Raw genomic sequence first — 18210 nt, forward strand, 5'->3', positions numbered from 1 at the left:
CCGTAGACTCTTTTTTACTACCCTGATTCTATTTGCACATAACGTGTTTGCACAGGTAAAAAAACAAAATGGGAGCGTGACGGTCGCATTTGGGTGGGTAACAACCGCGGTATAGTAATGTGCTATTTACAAATGAAATAACCTTTTTATGAATAAAAGAAAGTTGATATCCCTCATGGGAGTTGTTGGTTTGATGATGGCTGCCTTGTGTTCCGTATCGGCACAGGAATATAAAGCTGGACCATCGGAAAAAGATTTTGCGGGTTATCTATTTACCTATTTTAAAGGTAATGCAATTGCGGATGAGGCCGTATGTTTTGCGATTAGTACTGACGGTTATACATTCAGGGCACTGAACAATAATCAGCCCATATTGGATTCTAAACGCATCAGCAGTACAGGTGGCGTAAGGGATCCACATATTTTACGGACCGAGGACGGCAAATCATTTTATATGGTGCTAACGGATATGACGGCATCCAAAGGATGGGATTCTAACCGAGCCATGGTTTTGTTAAAATCTACAGATTTGATCCACTGGGAGCATCATGTGATTAACATCCAACAACGTTATCAAGGGCAGAAAGACTTAAAAAGGGTTTGGGCGCCCCAGACTATATTTGATCCAGGTGTCGGTAAATATATGGTTTACTGGTCCATGAAATATGGAGATCAACCTGACGTGATTTATTATGCTTATGCTAATCGTGATTTTACGGATCTGGAGGGCGAACCTAAGGTGTTGTTTTTGCCTAAAAATGGTCAATCCTGTATAGATGGGGATATTATTGTTAAAAACGGCGTATTCCATTTGTTTTATAAAACTGAGGGGAATGGGAAAGGAATAAAACAGGCGATCACAGATTCATTGACGTCAGGGAAATGGGTTGAACAACAGGGTTATAAACAGGTAACTGCAGACGATGTGGAAGGATCTGGAATTTTTAAACGTAATCAATCCGATACTTATATCTTGATGTATGACCTTTATAAAAAGGGGAAGTACCAGTTTTGTGAATCTCAGGATCTAGATCATTTTAAAGCAATAGATCAACAGATTGATATGGATTTTCATCCTAGACATGGCACTATTTTACCGCTTTCAAGAAATGAGTTGAATAAATTGATTCAACATTGGGGAAAACCAGCTGATATCACATTGAACAATGTGAAAAATCCTATATTGGAGGGATTTTATGCGGATCCAGATGTATTGTACTCTAATAAGACAAAGAAATATTATATCTATCCAACGAGTGATGGCTTTGACGGTTGGGGGGGATATTACTTCAAAACCTTTTCTTCTACTGATTTGATAGCATGGAAAGATGAGGGAGTAATATTAGATTTAAAAAAAGATGTCCTATGGGGCAACCACCATGCCTGGGCGCCGACGATCGCAGAGAAGAAAGTCAAGGGTGGGTATAAATATTATTATTATTTTACAGCAGCTCAGAAAATCGGTGTTGCAGTAGCAGACTCACCAACCGGTCCTTTTAAAGATTCAGGTAAACCGCTGATAGACTTCAAACCAAATGGCGTAAAGGGAGGCCAAGAGATCGATCCAGCTGTTTTCACTGATCCCAAAACCAATAAGAGTTATCTTTATTGGGGAAATGGTCATCTTGCTGTAGCCGAACTTAATAAGGACATGGTGACAATCAAGGAAAATACGATCAAATTATTGACCCCCGATAGAACATTCCGTGAAGGAACTTATGTCTTTTTCCGGAAAGGGATTTATTATTTCCTATGGTCGGAAAATGATACACGTAGCGAAAATTATCGGGTTCGTTATGGAACTTCAACCTCTCCTTTGGGACCCATTCAAATCCCCGAAGATAATCTTATCTTGCAGAAAGATGTTGCTCTTGGAATTTACGGGACTGGACACAATTCGGTGTTGCAGCTGCCTGGAAAAGACGAATGGTACATTGTTTATCATCGATTTAACTATCCCAAAGGAATTACGATGGGCGAAGCTGCTGGGTATAACCGCGAAGTGTGTATGGACAAATTGCAGTTTGGTCCAGATGGGAAAATTCTTCCAGTCGTGCCGAGTCATTAAAATGGGCCATTACCCAAAGAGGTTACTGGTGAATTTTACTTTAATCCCCAGCTGAAAGTTATTGATCGTTTTAAATATTTCCTTAATGGTTGCCTTTTCAATATTTGTCAAGCTGTCCATCGGTACATAATTGTTTGGGCTAAGTTTGGCTATCCGAATCTGATTCGCTTGATTTTTCAGGCGAATCGACATCAGATAATAGTAAGATTGATGTAATTCTTCATATTGTTCCTGCGTGAAAATCCCCAATTCGAGTAACTGCTTGAGTCTTCCACCAGTATTTTCTTCATAAATTCGGTTTTTCAGGGCATATACACGAACCAGATCGACAATAGGTGTCATAGCTTTTTTGATGTTGAAGACTTCAGACGATCCGATGGTTTGCGTTTTGATCGCCTTAAAAAATGTCAAGGGAGGTTCATACTGTAGAGCATTTTTTGCGATAAATGTAAAAAAACGCTCATTAGGTTTTTGTAATTCGACATTGAGGAACTCTTTAAGCTGATCTATAATATCTTGGTCGCCATATAATCGTCGGCAGTCAAAGAATGTAGAAAACTTAATTGCATTTTCGGGAATACTTTCCTCGATCCATTTTTTATAATTGTTTTTCCAATGCGATAGTGAATGTGTCCATTCAGGATTGCTGGCCATATATCCTCCTGTACAATAACTGAAACCTATTGTATTTAAATGATCAGACACACGACTTGCAAAATTCAAAAAATACGCTCGGACGAGCTCGCGCTGTTCATTGGCTTTATCTTCATAAATAATCGCATTATCCTGATCTGTCATCAGCGTCTGTTCTTTTCTTCCTTCACTACCAGTCACCATGAAGACAAATTTTGCCGGCGGTTCGCCCATCTCTTCGATTACTTTTTCGATTACTTTCAGTGCAATACTGTCCGCTACAGTTGTAATCACCTGATTGGCAATTTCGGCATTTACTCCTCTGCCGAGCAGTTGATGGATAATTTCTGGAACGTTGTTCCACTTTTCACGCAATTCGTCAAAAGTTTCTGCTAGTTTGACCGATTGAATAAATACGAGTGGCGATTGCCCTTGCTCACTCAATAATCTGTTACGGCTTAGGAATCCAACGTAATTCCCTTCTTTTTCAACGAGCAGGTATCTTGATTTCGTTCGGAACATTTTTAGTACAGCCTCATACAGGTAAGCTTGATCAGAGATACTAACAATTGGGTTGTCCATCACTTCGATAATCGCGCGGTCGACAGCGATTTGTTGCGCCACGACATTATCCCGCAAGGTCATATCAGTAGCATAGCCGATGATACCATTTTTGTCTTTGATAAACACACAACTTACCTTTTGTTTGGCCATCATCTTTGCAACCTCAAAAATGGGGGTTTCAGCGGTACAGGCAACAATATCTTTGTAAGTGATATGTTCTATCTTTCGCGAGTACAATTGATCCGCAGCAAAGTAGCTCTCCTCAAAAGAAGCTGGGGATTTTACAAAGTGTGAAAACTCCTCATCTAACATCCTTTTTCCAAAAGAATTGGTGAAAAAATGAAAGAACTCTTCATTGGCATTACAAAGCTCAATAAAATTTTTCCGCGGTAACCGATAGATGATTGTACCTTTTTTAGCGATGACAGATTTTAACGCTTTTGTTCGATTCAATAAGACTGAAATACCGCCAAAGCAATAAGGCATATGATGGATTTCGACTAATCGTTTATTATCTGAAGCATCTAAAAAAAATGTTTCGTATTCTCCTTCGAAGATTAAGTCTACTCCGTCCATATCGGTAATATTCTGTCGATAGACCAAGGTGTCTTTGGAGAAACGATGTTCATAGAGTATATCGACAATACTTAGCTGAAGGGTTTCGGGCAATACCTGAAATGGTTGGGTCGATTTCAGCAAGGATAGGAGGGATTCGTTTTTTTCCATGAATACGGCATTAAAAAAGATTATCGAACTCAGTTTGTTGGTTTAGAATTTCTTGATCGGAGAGATCTTTTCGTTGGATCATTTCAAAATAACATTTCGCTGTGATCTCAGCATCTTTCTCCGCATCGTGTATATTTTCGGGAAGAGCCAGGAAAAGCGATTCATGTAATAATGAAAGCGGAAGATGGACCATATGTGGGTTTCTAACATACCTTTTGCTATGCAGCAAGGTGCAAAAGTATTTTAAGTCGCAAAATGGGAGCGGAAGATTGGAACGATAGAATTCAGCAGATAATACCTGCAAATCAAATGAAAGAAAATGTCCAACGATTTGCGGTTTATATTTTTTGATGTCATGACTCAGTTTACGCAACACCTCTTTTTTCTTTTCGCCGTGCTTCATTAAAAAAGGGGGAGTCAATCCGTGTATTTGCTCTGAAGCGGGACTGATTGGTATTAGCGGTTCATAAATATATTTATTCGTACGTTTAACTTCATTGCGTTCTTCGTCAAAAATAATCCAAGCCAATTGCAATATATGCGGCCAGTTGTCGCTGTCGGTGTACTTTTTATTCCATTTTTTCGGCAACCCGGATGTTTCAGTATCTATGAATAACAAATATTTTTTCAAGGAAGTATTTATAATAAGTAATTAAAAGTAATCAAAATTTACTGTAAGCTGTAGATGCCGTTTAAATAAATTATCTTGTATAGGGCAACTGTCTTGGTTATGTGGCATAACAGTGCATAACAGTTCCTCCCATCAAATCATTTAATTTAGTTTTTGTAATACCTAAAAAGATACACAATGAATGCTGTTTTCGGAGTTATATTCCATTTTATAGGCGGTTTCGCGTCTGGTAGTTTTTATGTGCCGTATAAGAAAGTGAAAGGCTGGTCCTGGGAATCCATGTGGATATTAGGGGGACTTTTTTCATGGGTGATCGTTCCGCCGATAGCGGCAATGTTGACGATTCCAAATTTTGTGGAAATTATCCAAGATACGAATAGTTCCATTGTAGGCTACACTTTTTTATTTGGATTACTCTGGGGGATTGGGGGACTGACCTATGGACTTGGTGTACGTTACCTCGGGGTATCTTTGGGAAGTAGTATCATTTTGGGACTTAGCATGGTTTTTGGATCCTTGATGCCAAGTATTTATTATTTTTTCAATAAGACTGCAGGCAAACATGGTATAGACTATTTTTTTACAACACATTCCGGTATTTGTATTCTCATAGGACTTTTGGTGTGTGTGCTTGGTGTGTTTTTATGTGGGAAGGCTGGAGTGTCAAAGGAGAAGCATTTATCTGCATTATCATCTGAAAGCAAGTCTGATTACAATTTTGGGTTGGGTATCGTTGTGGCTATTATATCGGGGATATTAAGTGCTTGTTTCAATTTTGGAATAGAGGCAGGAAAGCCGATGGCTGATGTGGCTAACATCTTATGGAAGGCTACTCATCCAAATCAAGGAGAATTTCTCTATCAAAATAACGTCACCTATATTGTAATCCTTTGGGGTGGTTTTGTGACGAACTTTCTTTGGTGCCTTTACTTATTGTTTAAGAATAGAACTTTTGGGGATTATACAAAGTCCGATGTGCCAAAAGGCAAAAACTTCCTTTTATGTGCGATAGCGGGAACGACTTGGTATCTGCAGTTTTTCTTTTATGGTATGGGCGAAAGCCGTTTAGGAAATGGAGCCAGCTCCTGGATCTTGCATATGGCATTTATCATTCTCATTTCAAATGCTTGGGGTGTTGCACTCAAGGAATGGAAAGGTGTGGATCGTGCGACTTATCGTTCTATAATCGGAGGAATTGTAACCATTATCGTCTCTATTTGCATCGTAGGGTTTGCAAAGACATTAGAAAATTAATATTTAAATAAATATAGAAGAAGTGAAAACGTACAAACATGTCAATTACTTATGGGACGATGAGAAAGCTCAGGCACTAAGCGGTGATGAAGTAGCTTTACTGTTATATCGTTCGAATATTTTAGGTGCAGATTTAAGGATCACAAATTATGGCGGGGGAAATACCTCGTGCAAAGTTTCTGAAAAAGATCCTTTGACAGGTGAAGAAGTGGAGGTGATGTGGATCAAAGGCTCAGGAGGTGATATCGGAACTTTGAAAAAATCCGGTTTGGCGGCTTTGTATCTCCAACGTCTACGTAATTTGGAAAATGTCTATCGTGGATTAGATCATGAAGATGAAATGGTTGAATTATTTAACCACTGTATCTATGATCTAGCGTCTAAAGCTCCATCTATTGATACACCACTGCATGGATTCCTGCCATTCAAACATATCGACCACTTACATCCCGATGCGGCAATTGCCATTGCCGCGGCCAAAGATGGAAAGACAATCACGCAAGAGCTTTTTAATGGGACCATCGGCTGGGTAGACTGGCAACGACCGGGATTTGATTTAGGCCTGCAGTTAAGAGCTTGCTTGGAAGAGAATCCAGGAATCCGAGGTATCATGTTAGGCTCTCATGGTTTATTTACCTGGGGCGATACAGCATACGAATGTTATGTTAATTCGTTGGATGTCATTGAAGCCTGTGCAGCATATCTTGAGCAGAATTATGGTAAAAAAGCACCTGTCTTTGGTGGACAAAAAGTGATTAGCTTGGGCAAGGAAGAAAGAACTGCACAAGCGGCCAAACTGGCGCCGGTTTTAAGAGGTTTCTGTTCCAGTGAGCGCCATATGATAGGGCATTTCACAGACGATGAACGCGTATTGGAATTTATCAATTCCAATGATTTAGCACGTTTAGCTCCACTTGGTACCAGTTGCCCGGACCACTTCTTAAGGACCAAAATCCAACCATTGGTGTTGAATTTGGATAAATCAGAAGATTTAGACAACGTTGAAGAGCTCAAAGCGAAATTGACGCCATTATTTGAAGAGTACCGTGAAATGTATGCACAGTATTATGAAAACTGCAAACATGAAAACAGTCCAGCGGTCCGAGATAAAAACCCGGTAATTGTTCTGTATCCAGGTGTAGGTATGTTCGCATTTGCGAAAGACAAACAGACTGCACGGGTGGCAGCGGAATTCTATACCAATGCAATCAATGTAATGAAAGGCGCTGAGGCTGTAAGCGAATATACCGCATTACCTCGTCAAGAGGCATTTGATATTGAGTATTGGTTGCTAGAAGAAGCAAAGTTGCAGCGCATGCCAAAACCCAAGGCACTTTCTGGAAAAATTGCTTTGGTTACTGGCAGTGGTGGTGGCATTGGAAAAGCAATCGCTAAAAAGATGGCTCAAGAAGGCGCTGTGATTGTCTTAAATGATATTAACACAGAACGGTTGGAATCGAGTAAGGCCGAATTTGTAGGCGAATTTGGAACAGACTCGGTCATCGCTACAATTCTTGATGTAACCAATGCAGATTCTATCAAAGGTGCTTTGAAAGATGCGGCTTTAGCATTCGGTGGTATTGATATCGTCGTTAATAATGCTGGATTGTCGATTTCAAAAACAATCGAAGACCACACGGAGAAGGATTGGGATTTATTGTACGATGTATTGGTAAAGGGCCAGTTCTTGGTTACGCAAGGAGTGACGTCAATATTAAAAGGGCAGGCAATCGGTGGCGATATCATCAATATTGTCAGTAAAAATGCTTTGGTTAGCGGACCAAACAATACGGGGTATGGAAGCGCAAAAGGTGCCCAGTTGCATTTGAGCCGTTTATGTGCAGCAGAATTGGGTCCTGTGGGAGTGCGTGTAAACGTTGTCAATCCCGATGCGGTTATTTCAGATAGCAATATCTGGGCTGGGGGTTGGGCAGAAGGTCGTGCTAAAGCCTATGGCATTACTGTTGCGGAACTTCCTGCATACTATGCAAAGAGAACCTTGTTAAATGAGATTATCCTTCCACAAGATATTGCGAATGCATGTTTTGCTTTTGTGGGTGGATTGCTGAGCAAGTCTACTGGGAATGTGTTAAACGTTGACGGAGGCGTTGCAATGGCGTTTGTACGCTAATTTTTATATCTTTAGGTGTCGTGTTCAGAAAGGGAAAAATTAAGACGGCACCTAAAGAATTTTTAGACGATAACCAATAATATTATGATTCTTGATAAACAAATTATAGATCAGCACAATAACCAATTAGCGGAGAAACATACACGAGCTTTTGACTACGTATCGGCAGATATTTCAGACACAGAGGAAATCTTGGACAAACTCCAGAAATTTCAAATTGCCATCCCAAGCTGGGCATTAGGAACAGGTGGTACTCGATTTGGGCGGTTTTCCGGAGCGGGTGAGCCCGGAACTTTGGAACAAAAGTTAGAGGATGTAGGCTTATTACACGCGCTCAACAAATCAAGCGGCGCTATTTCCTTACATATACCTTGGGATATCCCTTCGGATGCAGAAAAAATCAAATCATTGGCATCTAAACTCGGTATTGCATTTGACGCGGTGAATTCCAATACATTTCAAGATCAGACTGGTCAAGAATACAGCTATAAATTTGGTTCGCTTCATCATGTCAATCCTAAAGTACGTGAACAGGCTATTGCCCACAATATTGAAGTTATCAATTATGGAAAAGCTTTGGGATCTAAATCTCTTACAGTTTGGCTCGCTGACGGTTCATCTTTTCCAGGGCAGTTGAGTTTTAGAGAGGCATTTCAAAATACATTGTCTAGCTTAAGTGAAATTTATAAGCACCTACCAGACGATTGGAAATTGTTTGTGGAATACAAAGCTTTTGAACCATATTTCTATTCTACAACTATTGGAGACTGGGGGCAATCCTTACTATTGGCCAATAAATTAGGTCCTAAAGCTTATACTTTGGTTGATTTGGGACACCATTTACCCAATGCTAACATTGAACAGATTGTTTCTCTATTGCTTATGGAGGGCAAGCTTGGTGGTTTTCATTTTAACGATAGTAAGTACGCTGACGACGATCTAACAGCGGGCAGCATTAAGCCATATCAGTTATTTTTGATATTCAACGAATTGGTTGATGGAATGGATTTGAATGGGATAGACCATGCGACAGGGTTGGGTTGGATGATTGACGCTTCTCATAACCTGAAAGATCCCTTGGTCGATTTGTTACAATCAGTTGAAGCGATTAAGATCGCCTATGCACAGGCTTTGTTAGTTGATCGCAAAGCATTGAAACAGGCACAGCAGACAAATGATATCGTGAAAGCTCAGGAAATCTTGCAAGATGCGTTTCGAACTGATGTCAGACCGCTTGTTGCAGAAGCAAGGCTAAGAAGTGGTGCTGCACTAAATCCAGTTCGATTATTCAACGAAGAAAATTTACGAAGTAAACTTATCGAAGAACGCGGAATAAATTCTGTAGCTACAGGTTTGTAACAAGGGAAAAGAATGAAGGGGAAACCAATACCAGTAGTTGCAATATTCGACGTCGGGAAGACGAATAAGAAATTATTTCTCTTTAATGAGCATTACCAGATTGTTTTTGAGAGGTCGGCTCGTTTTTTAGAAACTACCGATGAAGATGGCGATAGCTGTGAAAATTTAGAAAGTTTACGTTTGTCTGTTTTTGACTCATTACATGAAGTCTTTCGGAAAGGTGAGTTTGAGATTAAGGCGATTAATTTTACTTCATATGGGGCGAGTTTTGTCTACATTGATAAAGATGGGCGGCCTTTAACACCATTATATAACTATTTAAAGGAATATCCCAAAAAACTGCTGGAGTCTTTCTATGCACAATATGGTGGAAAAGATAGATTCGCATTGGAAACTTCGTCTCCGAGTTTGGGAAGTCTTAATTCTGGGCTACAGATCTATCGTTTGTTTAAATTAAAGCCAGCGCTGTTTAAGGAAGTCAAATGGGCGTTACATCTTCCACAATATTTGAGTTATTTAATTTCAGGACAACCCTATGCCGATATGACAAGTATAGGTTGCCATACAGCATTGTGGGATTTTAAGAAAAATAATTACCATCAGTGGGTTTTTGATACAGGCATTTTACAAAAAATGGCACCTATCGTTCAAGGAGATCAGCTCTTCAGGGCAACTTTTCCAGGAAGTGGTTATCTAGTTGGAAGTGGGCTACACGATAGTTCTTCGGCTTTGATTCCTTACCTGCTCAATTTTCATGAACCTTTTGTATTGATTTCAACGGGGACTTGGTGCATTTCATTCAATCCATTTAATACAGAATCTTTGACAAAAGATGAATTGAATCAAGATTGCTTGATGTATATGACCTATACAGGTCGGTCTGTAAAAGCATCGCGGTTATTTGCCGGTTATGAGCATGAAGAGCAAGTCAAACGTATTGCTCAATTTTTTCAAGTGTCAACTGGAAAATTCAAACAGATTGGCCTCGATTGGGAAATTATTGAAAAATATCAAGTGATGGAGGTGTCGGACCAATTGGATGCATTTGCTTCGATAGATTTGACACATTTCAATACTCATATTGAGGCGTATCATGTCTTGATGATGCATCTCGTAAAGGCTCAGATAAAAGCGACATCTTTGATTCTTCAAAAGAATGGTGTACAACGGATATTTGTAGATGGTGGATTTAGCCGTAATGTAATTTATATGACGTTATTAGCGCAAGCTTTTCCAAATAGTGAAGTTTTTGGTGCATCAATGGCACAAGCTACGGCACTTGGTGCAGCTCTGGTTATTCACGATCATTGGAATAAGCAGCCTATTCCAAATGACATTATTGAACTCCGTTATTTTAGGGCAGGCAAAAAAATACATTAATTTCAATAATAGGAATAAGAATTTAGTTTTTTTATTAGTTATCGTGAGAGGTCAGGCGATTTTTGCCTGGCCTATTTTTTTTGAAAGTGTCTGATGTTATTGGCTAGAAAGAACCTTCTGTTCGCTTTCATTGCTGTCGGTACCTGTGAAGTCATTTTCTAATATATCGGTAGGAGTGTATTTATATGGTTACGACCAGTTTTAAAAAATAAAAAGTTTCCAAACGGGGGTGAGGAAACCTTTTATTAAAAACCTAAAATTAAGAATAATTATACCAATTATTATATGATGATTAAAGGTGCGGAAAATTAGGCGATTAGCTGTCCTGAACTGTTGGCGAAAGGGAGGCACAGGTAAGCGCAGGGTGGTCTGACCAATTGGAAAAATTATATTTGAGTCTCCTAAATTAATAAAACTTAGAGATGAAGAGATTAATCTTAACGATCACATTTTTTATACAGGTCTGTTGCCATGTTTTATTTGCCGAACAGATTGTCAGGGAATTTCGCTTTGGTGGTACTAAGAAAAACCAGACTGTAATTTCTTTAAGGGAAGCACAAGCCTATAAGGATAAGCAAGGGTATGGTTTTGAATTTTCAACAGAACAAGATGTCAGGATTGATTCAAAGAACAAAAGCCTTTTCAGCGAAAAGCCATTTTATTTTTCGGTAATAGTTCCTGAAGGCAATTATAAAATTACGATTACCTATCAGGGTTTGAACGATAAGCCTTACCGCAGTACTGTACGTTCTGAATCCCGGAGGCTGCAGATCGAAAACCAAGAGGTATTACCTAATAAATCTTTCGATAGGACCTTTATTGTACATATCAAAGATCCAAAGATTGCTTCTGGCGAAACTGTAGCATTGAAGAAGCCAAGGGAGCTGCAAAAACTCGACTGGGATAATAAGTTGACTTTGGAGTTCCAGCAAACAAATTGTATTTCGACCATTCGAATCGAGTCGGTAAGCAATGTCGCGACTGTATTTTTAGCAGGGAACTCGACGGTAGTTAATCAAGAGGATGAACCCTGGGCGTCCTGGGGACAAATGATTCCTCGATTTTTTGATGCAGGTGTGGCCATTGCTAATCATGCGGAATCTGGACTGGCACTAAGTTCGTTTTTGTCCTCAAAAAGATTGGAAAAAATTCTCTCTGTTGCCAAGCCTGGAGATTATTTATTTATTGAATTTGGGCACAATGATCAAAAGGAAAAAGGAGAAAATGCAGGTGCTTATAAGGGCTATAGTGATCGTTTACGTTATTTTGTACGTGAATTTCGGGCAAAAGGTGGCCTGCCAGTTATCTTAACCTCCACAGCACGACGAGCATTTGATGGACAAGGAAAACTGTTGCAGACATTAGGTGATTTTCCCGATGCGGCTCGGAAGGTCGCAGCAGAACTTCAGGTGCCTTTGATAGATCTTAATCAGAAAACGAGTTTGTTTTACGAGGCATTAGGAGTTGAGCAGTCTAAACAAGCATTTGTTCACTATCCAGCGCATACTTTTCCAAATCAAAAAAATGATTTGGCCGATAATACCCATTTCAATCCCTATGGTGCCTATGAGATCGCTAAAATGGTGCTCACAGGAATTAAAGAAAACAACTTGAAGATAGCAGACCATATCGTCGATTTTCAGGACTTTGATCCGCAGCAACCAGATGATTTTAAAACTTGGTATTGGCCGCCAAGTTTGATCAATAGTGTTATCAAACCAGATGGCAATTAATTTGTATTGATATAATGTTACGGTCGGGCAGTATTTGTCCGACCTTTTTTATGTTCTATTTGCTCATTTAGACAGGATAGTGCAGGTTGGTGCAAATGTCTTTTAGACATATATTTGTCACACCAATTATGAACCGCAAAAGGACAAACTTTCGCTTCATAAAACGTATTATTTGAAGTATCTCAACGAGCACTTGCCGTAATTTATTATTAACCAAATTATTGACCTAATACATTTACTATGTTATCATCCAAATTTAACCTATTTTGGATTGCACTATTGATTACGGTAGTGTCATGTAGGAAGGAAGCCTTTGACGCCTACTATGGTAGACCCGATTGGCTGGCAAGCCCAATTTACCAGCAGCTCGATTCAATGGGCGACTTTAAGAAGTACCTGAGCTGCATTGAACTGTCCGGCTATAAAAATACACTCGGGACTGCGGGTTCTTGGACAGTATTTGCACCCACTGATCAGGCCTTTGATCAATTTATGAAGGAAAATGGTATTAGTGATGTATCAAAGATCGATGCGAAACTGGCCGAGAAGATTGTGCGTTCTTCGATGATTTATGACGGTGAGCGACTTGAAAAGCTGAACGATTATTTTTCAGCAAAAGGTTGGCAGCAAGGTTTTGCTTTTCGGCGTCGATCTGTATACTATGACTTTGTTGAAAAAGAGGATTTAGGGAATGGCAAGATTAGACGGTTTGTCTCAGCAAATCGCGGCCCTAATGTAGCTTATGCAGCTACAGATAACAATAATAAACACATTAGCTATTTTTTTGATGCTTACATGAACCAGCGTGGTTTGGGTGCTATAGATTATCAGTCATTTTATCCTAACAGCAGCTATACGGGGTTGAACGTTGGATCAGCTGAAATTGATCCTGCAAGAAGCAATATCTCCGCAGAGAATGGCTATATCCATGTTGTGAATAAAGTTTTGATTGCGGAGAAGAGTATCGATCAATACCTCCGCGATAATACGAGTTACTCCACATTCAAATCAATTCTGGATTTTTTTGCCTCTTATACATATAATGCGGAGATAACAAGGAAGAATGAGGTGCTTACCGGGGAAAAGGATTCTGTATTTGTTAAAGGATATGCAGGGATTGGTTTGGCGCTCAACAATGAAAATTATGCAAAGGAAGATCCCAACGATGCCCAAACCAATAATTTTTCGATCACGGTACCTACCAATGAGGCTGTAAGTAATTACGCTAAACGTGTATTGTTAAAGTATTACCCCCAAGGCACCACGTTAAAAGATCTTTTTTATACAAATCCTGCTGTCTTAACAGAATTTGTAAATTCTCATCTGTATAATACACAGGTGTGGCCATCCCAGTTCTCCCAAGCGCAAAACTTTGTCGGTGAACTACCTAAGGTGACAAAGGCCAATATCAAAGAGACAAAATTATTGAGCAATGGTGCATTTTATGGTATAGACGCGTGTCAACAGGCCAATGTCTTCCACTCCGTCTATGGCAATGTTTTATTGGATCCTAAATATAGCTTCATGCGTCGCGCATTGGAACGCATGAGCATGAATTTGACCTTAAAGATTCCAACTATTCGTTATATGTTGATCCTTGTATCGGATCAGAAGTTATATGAAATGGGCTTTGACTATGATGCCTATAATACCTCAGACCCGATCCGTTTTAATGGCGGAAATGGCACCCCAGAAATGCGAGAGGTGCTGATGGCTCATATTATTCCATTAGGAAACGATCCCTTGCCTGATTTAACGGGAAAGGGAATATTGGAAAGCTATGCAGGTGAGTATGTAAAGTTTAACCAGATGAAAATGTCTTCTAGCGGAACTTTGGATGGACCAACGGAAACACAGCAAATCCGTATTGATTCAATCAGCATTGGAAATAACCTTTCGGGGCCATTAAATGGAGTTGCGGTCTATCTTAACGGAGGATTGACTTCATCGAATACCAATATTGGATTTTATCTTAAAAATATTGGAGCGGATCAGACCTCCTCTCCATTCAATTCATTTTATAAATATCTTATTGCAAGCACACTTTATTCGGCTACAGATGGAGTTGTCAAAGGAATAGAACTCGGATTGAATTATACTTTGTTGATTCCTAATAATGAGGCAATCGCTAATGCAGTTGCAAACGGTGATTTGCCAACCGCTACAGCTCCTACGGCGCAAGCGGATATTGATAAGGTAACACGATTTATCCAATACCATATTGCGCGCAATTCATTTGCGATCGATGGAAAGAAGACGGGATTCTTTCAGTCGCTTTGTAAAAATGTAGACGGGGATGCCCAATCGATACAGGTTGCTGTCAACCAGGTTAATAAGTTGCAGGTGATGGATAATCTTAACCGAACCGTTGAAGCTGATGTCGTGCAGAGTAATCAACTTGGACAGCGCGTATTGATACATTCGCTCAAAGGATATTTAAAGCATGGCCTGTAATCTAACCGAAAACATGATGAAACAGATAAACTATTTGATATTAATAGGGTGCATCGTATGGATGACTTTCTGGGGAGGAGGAGTTTACGCGCAAAATAATGCGGCTTTGCTCACCGGAAAGGTAACAGAAAAGGGAACAAAACAACCCATCGCCGGAGCAACAGTTGTCTTAAAAGATAATGATAACCGCACAATTGTCGGAACGACTACAGATGTTGAGGGGAACTATAGTCTTAGAGCTCGAATGCAAGGCTTGAAACTGGCGGTCTCCTACACAGGTTATAAATCTTCGGGTGCGATTGCTGTAGGGGATAGGAAAACAATCAATGTACAGATTGAATCGACAAATAATGTGATTGATGAGGTTGTTATCTCAAAGTCAAAACCTGTCAATGACGGTACGGGTATGGGGATTTCGAAAGAACGCAATACAGCAGCGATCTCAACGATTAGCATGGATGAGCTGTCCGAAATGCAATCAGTGTCTGTCGATCAAGCGTTGCAGGGAAGGTTACCAGGAGTGGATATCACGACGGTATCAGGCGATCCGGGGGCTGGAATGCAGATCCGGATTCGTGGTACGTCGTCTCTAAATGGAGCAACTGACCCGCTTATTGTAGTTGACGGAATGCCTTATGATATTACCATTCCGGACGATTTCAACTTTGCAACTTCTGATGATAATGCGTATGGGCAGCTTTTAAATATTGCGCCATCTGATATTCAGGATATCTCGGTATTGAAAGATGCTGCTGCAACTGCTGTTTGGGGGTCGCGCGGAGCAAATGGGGTGTTGGTTATCACAACGAAACGCGGAACTGTTAGTGCTCCCACGTTGGGATACACTTTCAAAGGATCTATTTCAAAGCAACCTGAATCTATTCCGCTATTGAATGGCGATCAGTACTCGACCTTGTTGTCTGAAGAATTCTATAATGCGGGTAGGGTCTTTTCAACGACAGACAATGCGCAGCAGTTCCAGTACGACCCGAATAACACCTATATATATCACAATTATAGTAACAATTCCAACTGGGTAGATGCCATTACACAGTTGGGGTATTTTCAAGATCATAATCTCCAGGTACGTGGTGGCGGTGAAAAAGCACGCTATCTGGCCTCAATAGGTTATTTTAATCAAGAAGGAACGACCATTGGAACAGGGTTAAATCGCCTATCTGCTCGTATCAATCTAGATTATGTGGTTTCTGAGCGCATCGGCTTTCAGTCGGACGTTTCATATACCCACGTCGACAATGATAATCTTTATCATGCTAATGTACGGGATATTGCTTATCGAAAGATGCCCAATCAGGCCATTTGGGAATACGATGAATATGGGAACCTAACAGGTAATCTATTTAATCCTGCTTCTTCGGCGCAAGGATTTTATCCAGGGACATATAATCCGCTCTCTATGGTTCAAAATGCGATTGGTAAACAGTTGGGTGATATTTTGGGAACCCGTTTTAATGTGGATTATAAATTGATACCCAATACCTTGCGATTTGTAAGTACACTGGCGTTAAATATTAGAAACAACAAAACCAAACTCTTTTTACCTCAGTTGGCAACAGGTCGGCCTTTTACGGAAAATACGGTGAATAAAGCATCGGATTCCGATTTGGATGAATTTTCACTGAGTACCAATACCCGGCTTTTGTTTACACCTGCATTGGGCGACAATCACCAACTGACGGCCAATCTATCCTTTTTAACATCAGATTATCGGTATACGATCCAAGGGCTCAGTTCAACAAATACGGCATCTTCCTATCTGCAGGATCCAAGTGTTGCGTCGCGCACATTGACCGGCGACGCTAAATCTGTAACGACACAATCGCGATCAATCGGAGCCTTAATCCAGGCAAATTATATGCTCAACAAAAAGTATGTTTTTGCCGCAAGTCTGCGTGGTGATGGCAACTCAAAATTTGGTCCTGATAATCGTTATGGATTATTTCCTGCTTTCTCCGCCGCTTGGCAGATCGGAAGGGAAAATTTCTTGAAAGATATTAACGCCATAAAAGATATTAAGCTAAGAGCAAGCTGGGGACGCAGTGGTAATGCTCCCCGACGTGATTATACTTATATCAATGTATATAGCACCAATGATTATGCTTATTTGGATGAAAACGGTGTCTATTCAAAAAATATAGAGTTGTCCGACTTAAAATGGGAAACGGTGACACAGCAGAATTTGGGTATGGATGTAGAGATGTTCGACTACCGTTTGATGTTTGGTGGAGAGATTTATAAAAATAGAACAACGGATTTGATGATGGACAATATTCAGATTCCGACCTATACTGGATATAGTGGACTGGCTATGAATGTTGGTACAATGGATAATGATGGCTGGGAAGCAAATTTTACCGTGGTGCCCATTCGTAATAAAAAATGGGATGTCAGTTTTACGTTCAATATTGCACACAATCAAAATGTGATCCGCGAGATATCACCGCTTTATCCGCGCGAAAATGCTAGATCATCATTAAAGAATAAAACATTCTTTACCTATTTCCAGGAAAATAATCCGTATGGATCTTTCTATGGATTTCGCTATTTGGGCGTTTACAAAGATCAGGAAGCTACCATAGCAAAAGATGCACAGGGAAATGCCATCGTGAGCCCAGACGGCGAGACGATTTATATGCGTTTTAATTATCCTACGGTAGATTATGTATTCCAGGCGGGCGATGCGATGTATGAAGATATCAACCACGACGGTGTGATTGATCAAAAGGATATTGTGTATTTGGGCAATAGTAATCCGAAGCTTACGGGTGGGTTTGGATTTAATGTGGGATATAATAAACGTTTGAAATTAAGCGCCTTCTTTAACTACAGACAAGGATCTCAAATTATTAATGGAACCAAAATGAATACGACTGATATGCTTGGGTATAACAATCAAAGCACGGCAGTGTTGCGCAGATGGCGTAAGGATGGTGACATTACAGATATCCCGCGTGCATTGTTTGGAACCGGATATAATTCTTTGGGATCCAGCCGCTATGTCGAGGACGCTTCTTTTTTACGTTTGCGTACAGTCACCTTAAAGTATGACTTTGCGAAAGAGTTCTTGCAGCGGTTTCACATCGAGGGGCTTGGCGCTTATTTGACCGTAGAAAACATATTTACGCTGACGAAGTATACCGGTCAAGACCCTGATGTTGCCGTAAAGTTAAAGGATGCATTTACGGTGTTAATGGATAATTCAATGACACCGCCATTAAAAACAGTTACACTAGGTATTACAGCACGTTTTTAAAAC

At 40.1% G+C, this 18210-nt stretch carries 10 protein-coding genes; 8 read left to right on the plus strand and 2 right to left on the minus strand.

The window, feature by feature from the left end:
- The first annotated feature begins 148 nt into the window (after positions 1–148).
- Complete coding sequence (locus OK025_RS10230; RefSeq protein ID WP_317669377.1) at positions 149–2068, plus strand: family 43 glycosylhydrolase; 1920 nt, start codon at positions 149–151, stop codon at positions 2066–2068.
- A 9-nt stretch (positions 2069–2077) separates the two neighbouring features.
- Here the strand turns inward: OK025_RS10230 and OK025_RS10235 are convergent, their stop codons facing one another.
- Complete coding sequence (locus tag OK025_RS10235) at positions 2078–3991, minus strand: DUF294 nucleotidyltransferase-like domain-containing protein (protein ID WP_088163093.1); 1914 nt, start codon at positions 3989–3991, stop codon at positions 2078–2080.
- Positions 3992–4001: 10 nt separating this feature from the next.
- A complete protein-coding gene (locus OK025_RS10240; RefSeq protein ID WP_157698585.1) occupies positions 4002–4622 on the minus strand; it encodes a 3'-5' exonuclease in 621 nt (206 codons plus the stop codon).
- A gap of 177 nt (positions 4623–4799) precedes the next feature.
- On the opposite strand from OK025_RS10240, the gene rhaT reads away from it, so the two are divergent.
- The 7 genes from rhaT to OK025_RS10275 all read left to right on the plus strand — a co-directional run bounded on the left by rhaT (position 4800) and on the right by OK025_RS10275 (position 18207).
- Positions 4800–5876, plus strand: coding sequence for an L-rhamnose/proton symporter RhaT (gene rhaT / locus OK025_RS10245; RefSeq protein WP_317669378.1), 1077 nt, complete (start codon positions 4800–4802; stop codon positions 5874–5876).
- 22 nt (positions 5877–5898) lie between these two features.
- On the plus strand, positions 5899–8007 hold the full coding sequence (locus tag OK025_RS10250; protein ID WP_317669379.1) for a bifunctional aldolase/short-chain dehydrogenase: 2109 nt from the start codon (positions 5899–5901) through the stop codon (positions 8005–8007).
- An 84-nt stretch (positions 8008–8091) separates the two neighbouring features.
- Positions 8092–9366 carry a TIM barrel protein gene (locus tag OK025_RS10255; RefSeq protein ID WP_317669380.1) on the plus strand — a complete coding sequence of 425 codons (1275 nt, stop codon included), beginning with the start codon at positions 8092–8094 and terminating at the stop codon, positions 9364–9366.
- Positions 9367–9378: 12 nt separating this feature from the next.
- Positions 9379–10746, plus strand: a complete 1368-nt coding sequence (locus OK025_RS10260; RefSeq protein ID WP_145327539.1) for an FGGY-family carbohydrate kinase — start codon at positions 9379–9381, stop codon at positions 10744–10746.
- Between the two features lie 422 nt (positions 10747–11168).
- Positions 11169–12479, plus strand: a complete 1311-nt coding sequence (locus tag OK025_RS10265) for a rhamnogalacturonan acetylesterase (protein WP_317669381.1) — start codon at positions 11169–11171, stop codon at positions 12477–12479.
- A gap of 240 nt (positions 12480–12719) precedes the next feature.
- Positions 12720–14933, plus strand: a complete 2214-nt coding sequence (locus OK025_RS10270; protein ID WP_317669382.1) for a fasciclin domain-containing protein — start codon at positions 12720–12722, stop codon at positions 14931–14933.
- 13 nt (positions 14934–14946) lie between these two features.
- The gene (locus tag OK025_RS10275; RefSeq protein WP_317669383.1) at positions 14947–18207 is read left to right on the plus strand and encodes a SusC/RagA family TonB-linked outer membrane protein; all 3261 of its coding nucleotides are present in this window, start codon (positions 14947–14949) and stop codon (positions 18205–18207) included.
- The last annotated feature ends 3 nt before the right edge of the window (positions 18208–18210 follow it).

The organism is Sphingobacterium sp. UGAL515B_05, assembly GCF_033097525.1.
Lineage (GTDB): Bacteria > Bacteroidota > Bacteroidia > Sphingobacteriales > Sphingobacteriaceae > Sphingobacterium.